The organism is Micromonospora matsumotoense, assembly GCF_900091525.1.
Classification (GTDB): domain Bacteria; phylum Actinomycetota; class Actinomycetes; order Mycobacteriales; family Micromonosporaceae; genus Micromonospora; species Micromonospora matsumotoensis.
In genome coordinates, this window is sequence record NZ_FMCU01000034.1 from 12,664 (window position 1) to 29,580 (window position 16,917).

Sequence of the window (16,917 nt, forward strand, 5' to 3'; positions counted from 1 at the left end):
TGTGGTCATCTACCGTCGGTCATCGTCCATCCACCCTGGGTGATGGCGCGGGGTGAGGCAGAGACGACCGACCCGGACGGCGGGCGGTGGGGCCGACGGCGGGTGCTGGGCGGCGGGGCGCTGCTGGCCGGGGGCATCACGCTGGGCGCCGTCGGCATGTCGCAGGGGGCGGGGCTCGCCGACCGGCACCTGCCGCTCTCCGGCGGCCCGGCCAGTGCCACCGTCGGCAATCGGCGACAGGACGTCGGTGCGGGTGGACTCCAGGTGGTGTGGCACGTGCCGGCGACCGAACGGCTGATCGCGCTGACCTTCGACGACGGCCCGCTGCCGCAGTGGACGCCGACCGTGCTGGACATCCTGGACCGGCACGCGGTACCGGCGACCTTCTTCCTGGTCGGCGCGCGGGTCCGCCGGCACGCCGGGCTGATCCGGGGGCGGCTGACCCGACACGAGGTGGGCAACCACAGCTGGCGGCACCGGGACCTGGCGAGGTTGGCCGCCACCGAGGTGCACGACGACCTGCGCCGGTCGCACGAGGCCATCACCGAGGTCACCGGGGTGCCGCCCCGGCTGGTCCGGCCGCCGTACGGGCACCTGGGCGGCGGGGTGCTGCACGCTGCCGTACGCCTCGACTACCGCGTCGTGCTCTGGTCGTTGCAGATGGTGGAGGGCGAGTTCCCGGACGACCCGGCCGGACACGCCCGACGGATCGTGGCCGACGTCGTGCCGGGCACCATCCTGCTCGCCCACGACGCGGGTTCGGAGAACCGGCAGGTGGCGGTGCGGGGCCTGGACGCGATGATCACCGGCCTGCGGGCCCGCGGCTACACCTTCGTCACGGTCTCCCAGTTGCTGAGCCGGGCGAGCGGACCGCGCGTGGGCGGGTAGGGTCCGGGCACGTGTCCTCTCCGCTCTCCGTTCTCGTCCGCAACCGGGACTTCCGCAACCTCTTCCTGGCCGAGCTGGTGGTCTTCGGCGCCGACTGGTTCGTCATGGTGCCGCTGTTGGTGCTGCTGCCGCAGTTGACCGGCAGTGGCGTGTGGGGCGCACTGGTGCTGGCCCTGGACACCGGCGTGTTGGCGCTACTGCTGCCGTACACCGGGACCATCGCCGACCGGTTCGACCGCCGGAAGGTGATGATGGCCGCGAACGGCGTGACCCTGCTCGGCGTGCTGCTGCTGCTCGGTGTGCGCGACGCCGGCACGGCCTGGCTGGCCATGGTGGCGATCGCGGCGGTGGCGGTCGGCAAGGCGTTCTACTCGCCGGCCGCGCAGGCCGCCCTGCCCAACGTGGTCGACCCGGCCGACCTGGCCGCCGGCAACGCCATCGCCGGGTCCGCCTGGGGGACGATGACGGTGGTCGGCGCGTCCCTCGGCGGTGTGTTGAGCGCGGTGGTCGGGCCGTACGCCTGCTTCTGGGTGGGGGCGGTCGGCCTGGTGCTGGCGGCGGGCCTGGCGGCGCTGATCCGCCGGCCGTTGCAGGCGGCCCGGGAGGTCGGCCGGCCGACGCCGCGCACCTGGCCGGCGATCCGTGAGGCGCTGGGGCACATCCGGCACCGGCCCCGGGTGCTGGCGCTGGTCACCGTCAAGTCGGCGGTGGGCCTGGGCAACGGCGTGCTGACCGTGTTCCCCCTGCTGGCCGCCGTGTACGGGGTCGGGCCGGTGGGCACCGGTCTGCTCTTCGCGGCGCGGGGGGCGGGGGCGCTGGTCGGGCCGATCCTGATGAGCCGGGTGCTGACCAACCGGGCCTGGCTGCTGCCCGGCCTGGCCCTGTCGATGTCGCTGTACGGGCTGGCCTACCTGGGCGCGGCGGTGGCGAGCTGGTTCCCGCTGGTGCTGCTGCTGGTCTTCGTGGCCCACTTCGGCGGCGGCAGCAACTGGGTGCTGTCGAACTTCGCGCTGCAGGGCGAGGTGCCCGACCGGCTGCGGGGCCGGGTCTTCGCCACCGACATGATGCTGGCGACCCTGGCGATCTCGGTCAGTCAGCTGGTGGTGGCCGGCGTGGTCGACCTGGTGGACGAGCGGGTGGTGCTGGCCGGCTGCGGCCTGGTCACCGTCGTCTACGCGGTGGGCTGGCGGATCGCCACCCGCCGGCTCTCGCTCACCGACCCGGCCACCGGCACGGACCCGCTGCCCGCCCGCTGACCGTCGCACCTGGCCCGGTCGGCGTGGTCCCACCGCGGCGGGGCGGCTCAGTTGGTGGGGTCGGCCTGCGGCGGGGCGGCCGGCGGCCGGTCGCTCCCGCCCCACGGCCCGGCGGCCTGGTGCGGCGTCACCGGGCCGACGCCCGGGTGGCCGGCGGCGAATCCCGGTGGGAGGCCACCGGTGGCGAGCCCGGTGGACGCGGCGCCGGGCGGGGGCGTCCAGGCGCCCCACGGCTGGCCCGGCGCGGGGGTCGCGGCGCGGCCGGTGAACACGGCGGCGACGATGAGGCCCAGCCCGATCGGGTAGCCGATCCAGCCGACCGCGCTGGCGGCGAGGTTCATCAGCTCGAACTGCCGCATCCCGCCGGAGAGGGCACGGGACCGGATCAGCTCGGGCAGGGCCGCCAGCCAGGCGGTGCTGAACAGCTCCACCAGCAGCAGGACAGCGGCCCCGGCGAGCAGCAACGACCGGGCCCGGCCGGGCAGCCGGCGGCGGGCGGTGGCGGCGAGCACCAGGACGGTGAGCAGCGTGAGCAGTACGGGCAGGTGTCCCACCAACTGCGTGACCCGGTAACCGAACATTCCCACGTCGCCTCCTGAGCGGCTGATAGATGGGCGTCAGGCTAACCGAGGTGATCCAGTCCCACCGGCCGGGCGAGCGGGTGCCAGGTCAGCCCCGGGCCCTAGCATGAGCCGGTGCCGACGACTTTCGCCTCCGGGCCGGTGCGGGTGCGGGTGCCCGCGACCAGTGCCAACCTGGGCCCCGGGTTCGACGCCCTCGGGCTCGCCCTCGCCCTGCACGACGACGTGGCCGCCGAGGTGACCTCGGCCGACGTCCGGGTGGTGGTGACCGGTGAGGGGGCCGGTGAGCTGCCGCAGGACGACCGGCACCTGCTGGTGGTCGCCATGCGGGCCGCCTTCGACCTGCTCGGTGGGCAGCCGCCGGGGCTGGCGCTGGAGTGCGTCAACCGGATCCCGCAGGCGCGCGGCCTGGGGTCCTCCTCGGCGGCGATCGTGGCCGGGGTGCTGCTGGCCCGGGGCCTGGTCACCGGCGGCGCGCAGCGGCTCGACGACGACGCGGTGCTGCGGCTGGCCGCCGAGATCGAGGGTCATCCGGACAATGTCGCACCCTGCCTGCGCGGCGGGTTCACCATCGCCTGGACCGAGCCGGGCGGCGGCCGGGCGGTCTCGTTGCCGGTGGCGGCCGGGGTGCGCCCCACGGTCTTCGTACCGGGGGAGCGGGGACTGACGGCCACCGCGCGGGCGGCCCTGCCGTCGACCGTGCCGCACGGGGACGCGGCGCTGAACGCGGGCCGGTCGGCGTTGCTGGTGCACGCGTTGACCGCCGAGCCGGCGTTGCTGCTGCCGGCCACCGTCGACCGGTTGCACCAGGATTACCGCGCGCCGGGAATGCCGCAGACGGCTGCCCTGGTCAGCGCGTTGCGTGCGGCGGGTGTGGCGGCCGTGGTCAGTGGGGCGGGCCCGACCGTGCTGGCGTTCACCGAGCCACCCGAGGGGTTCACCCCGGGAACAGAATGGGAAGTCTGGCGGTTGCCGGTAGAGGTGCGCGGAGCGACGGTCGCACGGGGTAGACTGGGACACGCCGAGCGGGACCCTGTTGCCGCAGGTCGGAAGAGTTGATTACGCTCTAGACTCAGCACAGCCGCGAAAGCACGCGATCTCTCTGCGGGTCGGCGCACCCCGAAGCTCTCGGCGGTCAGCCCGTCACCCCTGCCAAAGGCTCACGCCGCACCGCAGTTTCCGCAGGTCGCCGCAGACGGCGAGACCTGCTCACCGACGTTGGTGAGTTGGGAAACCGCCCGGCTGCTGTGCCACAGACTCCCGCGACGCGTCATGCGAGGCGGGTGCACCGAGGCCGCCCGGCCACCTTGCTTGTCGATCCCGGGCAGTCCCGGCCTATCGAGGGAAGGAATCCATTGAGCGACACCACCGACGTGACGTCGGATGTTTCCAACGTCGCTGGCGATGCCACCACCGCCGCCCCCGCCCGCCGTCGGCGCAGCGGTACCGGTCTGTCGGCGATGCTGCTGCCGGAGCTGCAGAGCCTGGCCGCGTCGCTCGGCATCTCCGGGACCGCCCGCATGCGTAAGGGCGAGCTGATCAGCGCGATCTCCGAGCGGCAGCAGGGCGGCGCCGCCACCGGCACCCCTCGACCGCGGGCCGAGGTGGCTGCTGCGGCTGCCCCCGTCCGGGAGGAGGTGCACGCCGAGGTGACCCCGGAGCGGACCACCGAGCCGGCGTCGGCGACCCCTGCCGCCACCGGTGAGACCGAGGGCCGGACCCGGACCCGGCGCACTCGGGCCAGCACCGCCGAAGCGCGGCCGGCCACCGAGCGGCCGGCCACCGAGCCGCCGATCGTCGAGACCCGTACCGAGGAGGCGTCGGTCGAGGCCGGCGACCGTCCCGAGCGGGCCGAGGGACGCGGCGGTCGGGACCGGGCCGAGCGGGCCGGCGCCGACCGGACCGAGCGGGGCGGCAACGACCGTGCCGAGCGGGCCGGTAACGACCGGGCCGGCGCTGACCGGGCCGGCAACGACCGGGCCGAGCGCGCTGACCGGGCCGGCAACGACCGGGCCGAGCGCGGTGAGCGGGCCGGTAACGATCGGACCGACAACGACCGGGCCGGCCGTGCCGGTAACGACCGTGGTGAGCGGGCCGGCAACGACCGGGCCGAGCGGACGGGCGGTGACCGGGCCGAGCGCAGCGGCAACGACCGGGCGGAGCGGGGTGACCGCGCTGACCGGGGCGAGCGGGCCGACCGTAGCGACCGGGGTGACCGCTCCGGCGAGCGTGGTCAGCGCGACAACCGCGACAACCGCGATGACTCGGACGACGACGAGGCCGGCGGCCGGCGGGGCCGGCGCAGCCGGTTCCGGGACCGTCGGCGTGGCCGGGGTGACCGGGTCGAGGGCAGCAACGACAGCGGTGGCAGTGGCAGTGGCAGCGGCGGTCGCGAACCGCAGGTCGGCGAGGACGACGTGCTGGTCCCGGTGGCCGGCATCATCGACGTGCTCGACAACTACGCCTTCGTGCGGACCACCGGCTACCTGGCCGGCCCGAACGACGTGTACGTCTCGATGTCGCAGATCAAGAAGCACGGTCTGCGCCGGGGCGACGCGATCACCGGCGCCGTCCGGGCCGCCCGGGACAGCAGCGGCACCGGCGACCAGCGGCGGGACAAGTACAACCCGCTGGTCCGGTTGGACACCATCAACGGCATGGAGCCGGACGAGGCCCGACGTCGTCCCGAGTTCTACAAGCTGACCCCGCTCTACCCGCAGGAGCGACTGCGGCTGGAGACCGAACCGCACATCCTGACCACCCGGGTCATCGACCTGGTCATGCCGATCGGCAAGGGCCAGCGGGCACTCATCCAGTCGCCGCCCAAGGCGGGTAAGACCATGGTGCTGCAGGCGATCGCCAACGCGATCACCCACAACAACCCGGAGTGCCACCTGATGGTGGTGCTGGTCGACGAGCGGCCCGAAGAGGTCACCGACATGCAGCGGTCGATCAAGGGCGAGGTCATCGCGGCCACGTTCGACCGTCCGCCGCAGGACCACACCACGGTGGCGGAGTTGGCGATCGAGCGGGCCAAGCGCCTGGTCGAGCTGGGGCACGACGTGGTCGTGCTGCTCGATTCGGTGACCCGGCTCGGCCGGTCGTACAACCTGGCGGCGCCGGCCTCCGGCCGGATCATGTCGGGCGGTATCGACTCCACCGCGCTCTACCCGCCGAAGCGTTTCCTGGGCGCGGCTCGCAACATCGAGAACGGTGGCTCGCTGACCATCATCGCCACGGCGCTGGTGGAGACCGGGTCGATGGCGGACACGGTCATCTTCGAGGAGTTCAAGGGCACCGGTAACGCGGAGCTGAAGCTGGACCGGAAGATCGCCGACAAGCGCACCTTCCCGGCCATCGACATCAACCCGTCCGGTACGCGTAAGGAAGAGGTCCTGCTCGCGCCGGAGGAGCTGGCCATCATCCACAAGCTCCGCAAGGTGCTGCACTCGCTGGATTCGCAGGCGGCGATGGACCTGCTCCTCGACCGGCTCAAGCAGTCCCGTACCAACATCGAGTTCCTGATGCAGATCGCCAAGTCGACACCGGGGGAGTGACCCCTCCCGGGTGAGACCGCCACGTTGGGCACGGCCGCTCCGGCCGTGCCCTTCGTCGTATCCGCCGTGCCGTGGTGGTCGGCGGCGGCTACATCCGGGAGTTTGTAGCTGGGAATCGCCGTTGATGGAATTTTCTTTCGATGGGCTCGATAGCTCTTGAAAATTGTGTGCGCCGCCGGGTTGACTGGGAGCGCGGGTCACCGGTCGACCCGGCCACCGGAGGGCGGCGGAAGAAACCTGGGGAGGCGTCCGCCGCCCGGCGGCCCGGCCGGGCGGGCTCCTGAACCTGGGGGAGGAGCCCGCCCGGCCGGTCGGCGCGTCGGGGAGGAATGGTGGGCGGGAGCGGCGGGAATGCGGTGCGGTGGGCCGGCGTTACCACTGCCGGACCGATCGTGCGGCCCGCCCGTCGGGTCGGCTCACGCCCATGGCACACTGGTCAATCGGCCACCGGTTCCGGTTCACGCCCGAGTCCGTCGCGCACCAGGCGGCGGGGGATCAGCGGCGACCCGGCGACCACCTGACGAAAGGACCGAGGCGACATGAAGCCCAACATTCACCCGCAGTACGCGACCACCGAGGTCAAGTGCTCCTGCGGCAACTCCTTCACGACCCGCAGCACCGCCAAGGGCGGTTCGATCTCGGTCGAGACCTGCAGCGCCTGCCACCCGTTCTACACCGGCAAGCAGCGCGTCCTCGACACCGCCGGCCGGGTCGCCAAGTTCCAGCAGAAGTACGCCAAGGTTCAGGCGAAGAAGGCCAAGTAGCTTCACCGACGACGCCCGTGTCCGGCCCTGTGCCGGACACGGGCGTCGTCCGTTACGCCTACTTTCCACCTCTGCGTACCGTCTCTGCACCGGACCCGTCGAAGGAGCATCCCCCATGAGCAGCGAGCGCCTGGCCGCCCTCCTCGACGAGTACGCCGAGCTGGAGAAGCGGCTCGCCGACCCGGCCATCCACGCCGACCAGAACACCGCCCGCCGGGTCGGTCGCCGCTACGCCGAGCTGGTGCCGCTGCACAAGGCCGCCGACGAGCTGGAGCAGGCCCGCGCCGACCTGGTCGCGGCCCGGGAGTTGGCGGCCGAGGACCCGGCGTTCGCCGAGGAGACGGACTCGATCGCGGCGACCCTGCCGGCGCTGGAGGAGCGGCTGGCGGAGCTGCTGATCCCGCGGGACCCGCACGACGCCAAGGACGTGATCATCGAGATCAAGGCCGGCGAGGGTGGCGAGGAGTCCGCGCTCTTCGCCGGGGACCTGCTGCGGATGTACACCCGGTACGCCGAGCGGCACGGTTGGCTGACCGAGGTGATCGACGCGCAGGACTCCGACCTCGGCGGGGTCAAGGACGTCTCGTTGGCGATCAAGACCAAGGGGGTCCCGGACGGCGGCAACGGCGTCTGGTCCCGGCTGAAGTGGGAGGGTGGCGTGCACCGGGTCCAGCGGGTCCCGGTCACCGAGTCGCAGGGCCGCATCCACACCAGCGCGGCCGGGGTGCTGGTGCTGCCCGAGGCCGAGGACGTCGACGTCACCGTCGACCCGAACGAGCTGCGGATCGACGTGTTCCGCTCGTCCGGGCCGGGCGGCCAGTCGGTGAACACCACCGACTCGGCGGTACGGATCACCCACCTGCCGACCGGTGTGGTGGTCTCCTGCCAGAACGAGAAGTCCCAGTTGCAGAACCGGGAGCAGGCGATGCGCATCCTGCGGGCCCGGTTGCTGGCGGTGGCCCAGGAGCAGGCCGACGCCGCCGCCTCGGACGCCCGCCGGGCGCAGGTGCGTACCGTGGACCGTTCGGAGCGGATCCGCACCTACAACTACCCGCAGAACCGGATCACCGACCACCGGATCGGCTACACGGCGTACAACCTCGACCTGGCGCTCGCCGGGGAGTTGGACGGCGTCCTCGACGCCCTCGCCGGGGCCGACCGGACCGCCCGGCTGGCCGGCGACACCGAGCTGACCCGCCGCTGACCGTGCGGCGTCAGCACCGGTGACACCGGGACCGCCCCCGGCCCCCGTCGATCCCGGGTCGCCCACCCGGGTACGGTCAGGAGGCGCGGGTGCGGTTCTTGGCCCGCAGCATCTCCCGGTCGGCGAGCTCGAACGCGGTGCCGAGGGCGTCGCGCAGCGCCGTGCCGGTGCCGCTGACCTCGGCGAAACCGATGCTCACCCCGACCGGCGTGCCGGGCACCAGCGACTCCCAGTCCTCGGTGCGCACGGCCGCGTCGATCCGGCGGGCCACCTCGGCGGCTTCGGCCATGCCGGCCCCGGAGAGCACCACCACGAACTCGTCGCCGCCGTAGCGGGCCACGAAGTCGCCCCGTCGCATCACCCGGTTGATCACCCCGGCGATGCGTTGCAGCACCAGGTCGCCGGAGTGGTGGCCGTGGTGGGTGTTGACCGCCTTGAAGCCGTCCAGGTCGCAGACGCCGATCACCACCCGCTCGCCCTGGGACACCACCGAGGCGATGTGCCGCTCCAACTGACGCCGGTTGGGCAGCCCGGTCAGCGGGTCGGTCAGCGCCTCGCCCTCGTAGCGGGCCGCCTCCCGGCGCATCTCCTCGTGGTCGATGCGGGCCGCGATGCCGTCGATGTAGACGTCCCGCAGCCGGTCGTTGCGCTGCCCGGCCAGCCGGAACGCCATCCGGTCGGCGCGGTGTGCGGCGGCGTGGTCGCCGGCCCGGGAGAAGGCGATGCTGCGCAGCCGGGACGGCTCCGCCGCGCCGAGCGTCTCGGCCGACACCCGGGCCGAGTCCAGTCGGGTGATCGCCTCGATCGGGCGTCCGTCGGCGACCGCCAGGCAGACATGGCCGAGTTGCCGCATGTCCCGGGCCCGGGCGCTGTCCCCGCTGTGGTCGAGCAGCCGGGCCGGCTCCGGGCCGACCGGCACCGGATCGCCGAGCGCCGTCCGGCGGACCGCCGCGTAGCCGTAGGCGGCGAGGCTACTCGGCCGCAGCCGGTCGGCCCGGCCGTCGGCGACGAAACGGGCCAGGTCGGCGGCGATGTCGCGGAGCACCCGCAGGCAGCCGTCGCTGTCGCCGTTGTGGTCCAGGGCGACGGCGTTGCGCAGCCGGATGCCCGGGGCGGCGAAGGTCTCCTCGGGGATGCCGGCGGCGGCGCCGTGCTGGCGGGCCCGCTCGATCGCGCCCAGCGCATGGCCGTGGAAGCTGAGGTAGGAGTAGGCCATCGCCAGGTCGTGCCAGCCCCAGGCGGTGTCCCGGTCCCGGTCCTCCGCCGCCTTGAGCGCCCGCGAGGCCCGGACCAGGTGCATGACGCAGCGGTCCAGCGCGCCCTGGTGGTGCGCGGCCAGCGCGGCCAGCGCGTTGAGGTGCCCGTGCAGGTAGGGCTCGGGGAGGTCCCGGACGGCCCCGGAGGCCTCCTCGATGGCCCGGGTGAACTCGGCCGTCCGACCGAGGTTGATCAGCGCGCAGAGCCGCTGCACCAGCGCGTCGGCCTTCGTGTACGGGTCGGTGGTGGTGCGCAGCACCCGGTCGAGGACCCCGACCGCCTCGGCCGAGCGGCTGACCTCCTGGAGGTCGCGGGCATGCGTCAGGGCGTCAACCTGGTCATCGACCCGGTCGAGCCACCCCACCCCGAACCTCCCGTCGGTGTGCGCCCGGACGCACCCACTCGTGGTGCGGCCGACGACGCCTCATGATTATGGCGTGACCTCACTCCCGCGCCACCCGTCCGAAGGGACAGAACGCGAGCGGCCTTCTCCCGTGGTGGCCCGCGCCGCCCGTACCCTCGCCGCCGCCGGGGTGGCGTCGGCCCGGTCCGAGGCGGAGCAGCTCGCCGCGTACGTGCTGGAGGTGCCCCGGGGCCGGCTCGCCCTGGCCGACGGCTTCACCCGCGCCCAGCGGACCCGGTTCGACGCGTTGGTGGCCCGCCGGGCCGACCGCGAGCCGTTGCAGCATTTGACCGGCCGGGCCGGCTTCCGGCACCTGGAGTTGGTGGTCGGACCGGGGGTCTTCGTGCCCCGCCCGGAGACGGAGCTGCTGGCCGGCTGGGGGATCGCGCGGGCGTTGACCCGGGACGCCCCGGTGGTGGTCGACCTGTGCAGCGGCTCGGGGGCGATCGCGCTGGCGGTGGCGCAGGAGGTGCCGGCGGCCCGGGTGGTGGCGGTGGAGCGGTCCCCGGCCGCGTTGACCTGGCTGCGGCGCAACGCCGCCGAGCGGGCCGCCGCCGGGGACCGGCCGGTCGAGGTGGTGGTCGCCGACGTTACCGACCCGGGGTTGCTCGCCGACCTGGTCGGCGCGGTGGACGTGCTGCTGTGCAACCCGCCGTACGTGCCGCGTGCGGTGGCGGTCCCGCCGGAGGTCGCCGGGTACGACCCGGACGAGGCGGTCTTCGCCGGGACGGACGGTCTGGCGGTGCTGCGGCCAGTCCTGCGCCGGGCGGCCGCGCTGCTGCGACCCGACGGTGAGCTGGGCGTCGAGCACGACGACACGCACGGCGAGGCGGTGCCGGCGTTGCTCGCCGCCGACGGTCGGTACGCGGCGGTGCGGGCCCACCGGGACCTGGCCGGCCGGTCCCGGTTCGCCACCGCGTCCCGCCGGTCGGACGGCCCGCACGCCGTTCGGGCGTCGGCGTGGCAGACTGGCTCCTCGTGATGCTCTACGACTGTCGGTCGCCCGCCGACCGGGACCGCGGTGTCGCTGCGGCGATCGAGGCGGTCAAGAACGGCGAGCTGGTCGTTCTGCCCACCGACACGGTCTACGGGATCGGCGCGGACGCGTTCACCCCGTACGCGGTGAAGGCCCTCTCCGATGCCCGAGGTGGCAGCCAGCAGGCGCCGCCGGTGTTGATCGGTTCCCGGCACACCCTCGACGGCCTGGTCTTCTCGCTGCCCAAGGCGGCCCGTGACCTGGTGGAGGCGTTCTGGCCGGGGGCGTTGACCATCGTGGTGGAGCACTCGCCCAGCCTCGCCTGGGACCTGGGCGACGCCAGCGGGACGGTCGCGGTGCGGATGCCGCTGCACCCGGTGGCGCTGGAGGTGCTGCGGGAGACCGGCCCGATGGCGGTGGCCTCGGCCAACAAGGTGGGCCAGCCGGCGGCGCTGACCGCCGAGCAGGCCCGCGACCAGCTCAGCTACTCGGTGCGGGTCTATCTGGAGGCCGGGGCGTGCCCCGATCCGGTGCCGAGCACCATCGTCGACCTGACCGCCGAGGTGCCCCGGTTGCTTCGGGTCGGCGCGATCGACCTGGACCAGCTGCGTGAGGTGGCACCGGACATCCTCGACGAGCGGGGAGCCTGAGTGCCGCCGTTCACCGTCCTGCACGTCTGCATGGGCAACATCTGCCGGTCCCCGATGGCCGAGCGGCTGTTGGTGCTCGCCGTCCGCGAGCGGTTGGGGCGGCTCGGCGTCGATCCGGCCGGCTCGGACGCGCTGCTGCACACCCACAGCGCCGGCACCGGCGGCTGGCACGCGGGGGAGGAGATGAACCCGCCCGCGGCTCGGCAGGTGCTGGGCCGCGGCGGCGACGTGGACGGGTTCGCCGCGCGCAAGCTCCGTTCCGACCTGATCGACGCCGCCGACCTCGTCCTCACCGCCACCGCCGACCAGCAGGAGTACGTGGTGGCGTTGCGCCCGGACGCGGCCGGGCGCACCTTCGTGCTGGGTGAGTTCGGCCGGCTGCTCGCTGCGGTGGACGCCGCCGCCCTGCCGCCGGCCCAGGCCACCCCGGACGCCGTGTACGACCGGGGGGTGGCCCTGGTGGCGGCGGTCGACGCGGCCCGGCAGGGGGCGACCCCGCTGCACTCCGACGACCTGGACGATCCGTGGGGCCGGGGTGACCAGTGCTTCAGCCGGGTGGCCGACGAGATCGAGGAGACGGTGCACCCGCTCACCTCGGCGCTGCTGCCCTGATCCCCAGGGTGCCCCGGGGTCTGCCGGCTGCCCGGTCTCCTGCGGGTGACCGGCACGGCGTGTCCCGCGCTGCGCGCCGTGTCCGCCACACGAGCTTTCGCCGGTTTTGGGGAAAGATGAGAGTTCGGGCGGTTTTGCGGGTCATGCTGAGCGGGTCCTGACGACTCCTGCGGGGAGTACTGATGATCCGGACCCACCTCGACAAGGCGTTCACCGTGTTGATCGCCGGCGTGCTCGCCGGTCTGGTGCTGGCGGCGGCGGCCCTGCCGCTCGCCCTGGTGTTCGGCATCGGCTTCGGCGGGCTCGCGTCCTCCTATGCCGAGCTGCCCAACACGCTGCGCACCCCACCCACCGCCCAACGCTCCACCCTGTACGCGGCCGACGGCGTCACCCTGATCACCTCGTTCTACACCGAGGACCGGGTGGACGTGCCGCTGGCCAAGGTGGCACCGGTGATGCGGCAGGCCATCGTGGCCGCCGAGGACGCCCGGTTCTACCAGCACCGGGGCGTCGACCTGCGGGGGGTGGTCCGGGCGTTCACCGTCAACCAGCGCGACGGCCGGGCCCGGCAGGGCGCCTCCACACTGACCATGCAGTACGTCCGCAACGTGCTCAGCAACGACCCCCGGTTGACCAAGGAGCAGCGGAAGAGGGCCACCGAGATCAGCACCGCCCGCAAGCTCCAGGAGATGCGGTACGCCCTGGCGTTGGAGCGCGAGCTGACCAAGGACGAGATCCTCACCCGCTACCTCAACATCGCCTACTTCGGCGCCGGGGCGTACGGCATCGCCGCCGCGACCAAGCGGTACTTCTCCACCACCCCGGCCCGGCTGACCCTGGCCCAGGCGTCGCTGCTGGCCGGCCTGGTCCGCTCCCCGGACACCGACGATCCGATCAACGGCGACGCCGACGCGGCACTGACCCGCCGGTCGTACGTGCTGGACCGGATGGTGGCGCTGGCCCAGATCCCGGCGGCCGACGCGGCGGTGGCCCGGGACGCCCCGCTGACGTTGCGCCCCAGCCGGACGCCGAACGACTGCACCGCCGTGCCCGAGCAGCGCAACGACTGGGGGTTCTTCTGCGACTGGTTCACCCAGTGGTGGAGCGACCAGCCCGCCTTCGGCGCCACCGCCGCCGAGCGGCAGGACAACCTGCGCCGGGGTGGCTTCCGGATCGTCTCCTCGCTCGACCCGGCCGTGCAGCGGGCCGCCGTACGTCAGTCGACCGACATCTACGACGTCGACGATCCCCGGGCGGCGCCGGTGGCGGTGGTCCAGCCGGGCACCGGGCGGGTGCTCGCCCTGGCGGTGAACCGGCACTACAGCGTCACCCCCAACCCGGCCGGGCAGCGGAACTACCCGAACACGGTCAACCAGCTGATCGCCGGTGGCAACGGCATCGAGGGATACCAGGCCGGCTCGACGTTCAAGCTGTTCACCCTGCTGGCCGCCCTGGAGTCCGGGCGGCCACTGGAGACGGGCTTCGTCGCGCCCAGCCGGATCGTGACCCGGTTCCCGACCGACGACGCCCGGGCCAGCTGCGGCGGCCGGTGGTGCCCGGTCAACGCCACCCCCGAGTGGATGGACGGTTACCGCACCATGTGGACCGCCTTCGGCCGCTCGGTGAACACCTATTTCGCCTGGCTGACCGAGCAGATCGGCGCGGACCGGGTGGTGGAGATGGCCGAGCGGCTGGGCATCCGGTTCCGCGCCCCCGACGACGCCGAACTGGCCCGGTCCGGGGCCCGCGACTGGGGGGCGTTCACCCTGGGGGTGTCCTCCACCACCCCGCTCGACCTGGCCAACGCGTACGCCACGGTGGCCGCCGAGGGGACCTGGTGTGCGCCGCTGCCGGTCGTGTCGATCAGGGACAACGCCGGGAAGGAGGTGGCCGCCGGCCGGCCGGACTGCCGGCAGGTGGTCGATACCGAGGTGGCCCGGGCCGCCGCCGATGCGGCCCGCTGCCCGGTCGGCGACCAGTCGATGTACCGCCGCTGCGACGGCGGCACGGCGGAGAAGCTCCGCCCGGGGCTGGGTCGCCCGGTGGCCGGCAAGACCGGCAGCTCGGAGCGGAACGAGACCGAGTCGGTGGTGGCCTTCACCCCGCAGCTCGCGGTCGCCCAGATCGCCGCCAACCCGGACGATCCCCGCGACGCCGTCGGCGCGGCGGTCCAGTCCCGGATGGTCGACGCGGTGGGCCGCATCCTGGCCGCCGCCCTGGCCGACGCCCCGGTCCGGGACTTCGTCCCGCCCAACGAGTCGATCACCTACCGTCCCGTCCCCACCCCCCGCGACGGCAACTGACCCCGCCCCGGGGGCGGGGGATCAGCGGGTCGGGGCGTGGCCGGCGATGTTGCGGGCCATGCCGCCGAAGATGACGGCGTGGAAGGGCGCCACCGAGTGCCAGTAGAGGTGGCCGGGGAGACCGCGGGGGAGGAAGACGGCGCGTTGGACGTACCGGCTGCGGCCCTCGCCGGCCGGCTCGGCGCGTAGCTCCAGCCAGGCGCGACCGGGCAGCCGCATCTCGGCGCGCAGCCGCAGCAGTTCGCCGGGGACGATCTCCTCCACCCGCCAGAAGTCCAGCGCCTCGCCGACCTGGAGGTGGTGCGGGTCGCGCCGGCCCCGACGCAGCCCCACCCCGCCGACCAGCCGGTCCAGCCAGCCGCGTACCGACCAGGCGAGCGGGAACGAGTACCAGCCGTGCTCGCCGCCGACGCCCTCGATGACCCGCCAGAGCGCACCCGGCGGAGCGTCGACCTCACGTTCCCGCACGTCGGTGTAGACAGTGCCGCCGGACCAGTCCGGATCCGACGGCAGCGGCTCGGCCGGCGCGTCCGGGCCGCTCGCGTTCGACCAGCGGGTCTCCACCTGGGCGTCGCGCACCTTGGTCAGGGCCAGCGCGACGGCGTCGTCGAAGCCGGTTAGCCCACCCGGCGGGTCGGGCAGCCAGCGGGCGACGTCGTGCTCGTGCGCCACCGCCTCGTGGATCAGGCTCTCCACCAGCGGGCGGGCGATCGCGTTCGGCACCGGGGTGATCAACCCCACCCAGTGCGAGGAGAGCGCCGGGGTCAGCGGGCGGACCGGCACGATGATCCGGCGGCGCAGGCCGGCGACCTGCGCGTAGCGCTGCATCATCTCCCGGAAGGTCAGCACGTCCGGGCCGCCGATGTCGAAGGCCCGGTCCACCTCGGGCGGCAGGGTGGCGCAGCCGACCAGATAGCGCAGCACGTCCCGGACGGCGATCGGCTGGATCCGGTTGCGGACCCACCGGGGGGTGACCATGGCCGGCAGCCGTTCGGTGAGGTAACGCAGCATCTCGAACGAGGCCGACCCGGACCCGATGATCACGGCGGCCCGCAGCACCACCGTGGGCACCTCGCCGGCCAGCAGGATCCGGGCCACCTCGGCCCGGGACCGCAGGTGCGGCGACGGCACCCCGCCACCGGCCGCCGGCTCCGGCCCACCCAGGTAGACGATCCGGCGTACGCCGGCGGCCGCGGCGGCCGCGGCGAAGTGGGTGGCGGCCTCCCGGTCGGCGGCCTCGAAGTCGCCCTGCCCGAGCGAGTGCACCAGGTAGTACGCGACGTCGACGTCGGCGAACGCGGCCGGCAGCGTCTCGGGTTTGCGCAGGTCCCCCTCGGCCACCTCGGCGCGGGCCGCCCAGGGCACGTCGCGCAGCCGACCCGCCTTGCGGGCCAGACAGCGCACCTGGTGCCCCTCGGCCAGCAGCCGGGGCGCGAGTCGTCCACCGATGTAGCCGGTGGCGCCGGTGACGAGGCATCTCACGGTCACCAGTGTGCGGCTCCGTAGACTCTTTCGCTGTGGAGAACGTGAAGCAGACCTTGTGGGGGCCGGCCCTCGACCGGCGCGATGCCACTGGTCCGGGGCTGGTCCGGCTGGTCGTCGGCGGTCCGGTGGACCCGCGTGGCTGAGCCGGGGGTGCGCGCGCCGGTGGTGGCCGACGACCGGGGTTGGCGGTTGCGCCACCTGCCGGTGCTGCTGGCCGCCTCGGCGGCGTTGGGGGCGGTCGCGGCGGTGGTCGGCGGGCTGACCGGCGGCGGGGCCGCGGCGGCGGGCGCGGCGGCCGGGGTGGCGGTGACCGTACTCAGCTACACCCTGACCACGGTGGTGCTGGCCTGGGCCGACGCGATCAACCCGCAGCTGGTGCTGCCGCTCGGGCTGGGCCTGTACGTCGCCAAGTTCACCCTGCTGGGGGTGGTCATGGTGGCGGTGGCGTCGACCGGGTGGGACGGGCTGATTCCGCTCTGTGCCGGCATCGCCGCCGGCGTGGCGGTCTGGACCGGAGTGCACATCTGGTGGCTGACCAGCGGGTCTTCTCGCCGACCATGAGTCCGGCGTCCCACCTGGTGGACGGGTATGCGACTGTCGGCGTGCGGTCATTCTCTCACTGGCCTAAGGGGAGTAGCGTGCCCCCAGACGATGGAGCCCGCCCGACGCCCACACAACGACGGTTGTGCGGGGGGTGAGGCACAGCCTCGTCTCCCCGGCTGATATCGTTCGCCCCGTCATGGCTGGTGACCAAACCCCCCAACCCACCGGCGGTCCGGACGACGTTCCGACCGGCGCCGGTCAGGGCTGGACCGCGCTCTCGTACCTCGTCGGGGGCATGCTCGTCTGGGGTTTCATCGGCTGGCTGGTCGACCAGTGGCTCGACTCCGGCGGCATCGCCACCGGGATCGGTGTCGTGCTCGGCATGGCCGGGGGGATCATCCTGGTCGTCCGCCGGCTCGGCACGCCTACATAGGAAGG

Annotated in this window: 15 protein-coding genes; 12 read left to right on the forward strand and 3 right to left on the reverse strand. The window is 73.7% G+C overall.

Features of this window, described 5'->3' with window-relative positions; translation table 11 throughout:
* Positions 1-42: 42 nt before the first annotated feature.
* Both GA0070216_RS32355 and GA0070216_RS32360 read left to right on the forward strand, forming a co-directional pair.
* Positions 43-888: a polysaccharide deacetylase family protein gene (locus GA0070216_RS32355; RefSeq protein WP_091254315.1), complete on the forward strand. Its 846-nt coding sequence runs from the start codon at positions 43-45 to the stop codon at positions 886-888.
* A gap of 11 nt (positions 889-899) precedes the next feature.
* Entirely contained in the window at positions 900-2,144 is a 1,245-nt protein-coding gene (locus GA0070216_RS32360; RefSeq protein ID WP_091254319.1) for an MFS transporter, read from the forward strand.
* A gap of 47 nt (positions 2,145-2,191) precedes the next feature.
* Here GA0070216_RS32360 and GA0070216_RS32365 read toward each other — a convergent pair whose 3' ends face one another.
* Complete coding sequence (locus GA0070216_RS32365) at positions 2,192-2,731, reverse strand: hypothetical protein (RefSeq protein WP_141723273.1); 540 nt, start codon at positions 2,729-2,731, stop codon at positions 2,192-2,194.
* Positions 2,732-2,839: 108 nt separating this feature from the next.
* Between GA0070216_RS32365 and thrB the strand changes: the two genes are divergently transcribed.
* The 4 genes from thrB to prfA all read left to right on the forward strand — a co-directional run bounded on the left by thrB (position 2,840) and on the right by prfA (position 8,250).
* On the forward strand, positions 2,840-3,784 hold the full coding sequence (gene thrB / locus GA0070216_RS32370; protein WP_091254325.1) for a homoserine kinase: 945 nt from the start codon (positions 2,840-2,842) through the stop codon (positions 3,782-3,784).
* A 296-nt stretch (positions 3,785-4,080) separates the two neighbouring features.
* Complete coding sequence (rho, locus tag GA0070216_RS32375) at positions 4,081-6,282, forward strand: transcription termination factor Rho (RefSeq protein ID WP_091254328.1); 2,202 nt, start codon at positions 4,081-4,083, stop codon at positions 6,280-6,282.
* 539 nt (positions 6,283-6,821) lie between these two features.
* Entirely contained in the window at positions 6,822-7,046 is a 225-nt protein-coding gene (gene rpmE, locus GA0070216_RS32385) for a 50S ribosomal protein L31 (RefSeq protein ID WP_091254334.1), read from the forward strand.
* Between the two features lie 115 nt (positions 7,047-7,161).
* On the forward strand, positions 7,162-8,250 hold the full coding sequence (gene prfA / locus GA0070216_RS32390; RefSeq protein WP_091254337.1) for a peptide chain release factor 1: 1,089 nt from the start codon (positions 7,162-7,164) through the stop codon (positions 8,248-8,250).
* 76 nt (positions 8,251-8,326) lie between these two features.
* On the opposite strand, the gene GA0070216_RS32395 is transcribed toward prfA, so the two are convergent.
* On the reverse strand, positions 8,327-9,871 hold the full coding sequence (locus GA0070216_RS32395) for a GGDEF domain-containing protein (RefSeq protein ID WP_091254341.1): 1,545 nt from the start codon (positions 9,869-9,871) through the stop codon (positions 8,327-8,329).
* Positions 9,872-9,944: 73 nt separating this feature from the next.
* Between GA0070216_RS32395 and prmC the strand changes: the two genes are divergently transcribed.
* The 4 genes from prmC (at position 9,945) to GA0070216_RS32415 (ending at position 14,451) form a co-directional block, all read left to right on the forward strand.
* The gene (gene prmC, locus GA0070216_RS32400; RefSeq protein WP_176739258.1) at positions 9,945-10,892 is read left to right on the forward strand and encodes a peptide chain release factor N(5)-glutamine methyltransferase; all 948 of its coding nucleotides are present in this window, start codon (positions 9,945-9,947) and stop codon (positions 10,890-10,892) included.
* The gene (locus GA0070216_RS32405) at positions 10,892-11,536 is read left to right on the forward strand and encodes an L-threonylcarbamoyladenylate synthase (RefSeq protein ID WP_091254410.1); all 645 of its coding nucleotides are present in this window, start codon (positions 10,892-10,894) and stop codon (positions 11,534-11,536) included. The genes prmC and GA0070216_RS32405 overlap by 1 nt, the downstream gene beginning before the upstream one ends.
* Complete coding sequence (locus tag GA0070216_RS32410) at positions 11,537-12,148, forward strand: arsenate reductase/protein-tyrosine-phosphatase family protein (protein ID WP_091254349.1); 612 nt, start codon at positions 11,537-11,539, stop codon at positions 12,146-12,148.
* A gap of 182 nt (positions 12,149-12,330) precedes the next feature.
* Entirely contained in the window at positions 12,331-14,451 is a 2,121-nt protein-coding gene (locus GA0070216_RS32415) for a transglycosylase domain-containing protein (RefSeq protein ID WP_091254353.1), read from the forward strand.
* A 21-nt stretch (positions 14,452-14,472) separates the two neighbouring features.
* On the opposite strand, the gene GA0070216_RS32420 is transcribed toward GA0070216_RS32415, so the two are convergent.
* A complete protein-coding gene (locus GA0070216_RS32420) occupies positions 14,473-15,933 on the reverse strand; it encodes an SDR family oxidoreductase (protein WP_091254413.1) in 1,461 nt (486 codons plus the stop codon).
* A 138-nt stretch (positions 15,934-16,071) separates the two neighbouring features.
* Between GA0070216_RS32420 and GA0070216_RS32425 the strand changes: the two genes are divergently transcribed.
* Both GA0070216_RS32425 and GA0070216_RS32430 read left to right on the forward strand, forming a co-directional pair.
* The gene (locus GA0070216_RS32425; RefSeq protein ID WP_091254416.1) at positions 16,072-16,497 is read left to right on the forward strand and encodes a hypothetical protein; all 426 of its coding nucleotides are present in this window, start codon (positions 16,072-16,074) and stop codon (positions 16,495-16,497) included.
* Between the two features lie 178 nt (positions 16,498-16,675).
* Positions 16,676-16,912: an AtpZ/AtpI family protein gene (locus GA0070216_RS32430; protein ID WP_091254356.1), complete on the forward strand. Its 237-nt coding sequence runs from the start codon at positions 16,676-16,678 to the stop codon at positions 16,910-16,912.
* Positions 16,913-16,917 lie beyond the last annotated feature (5 nt).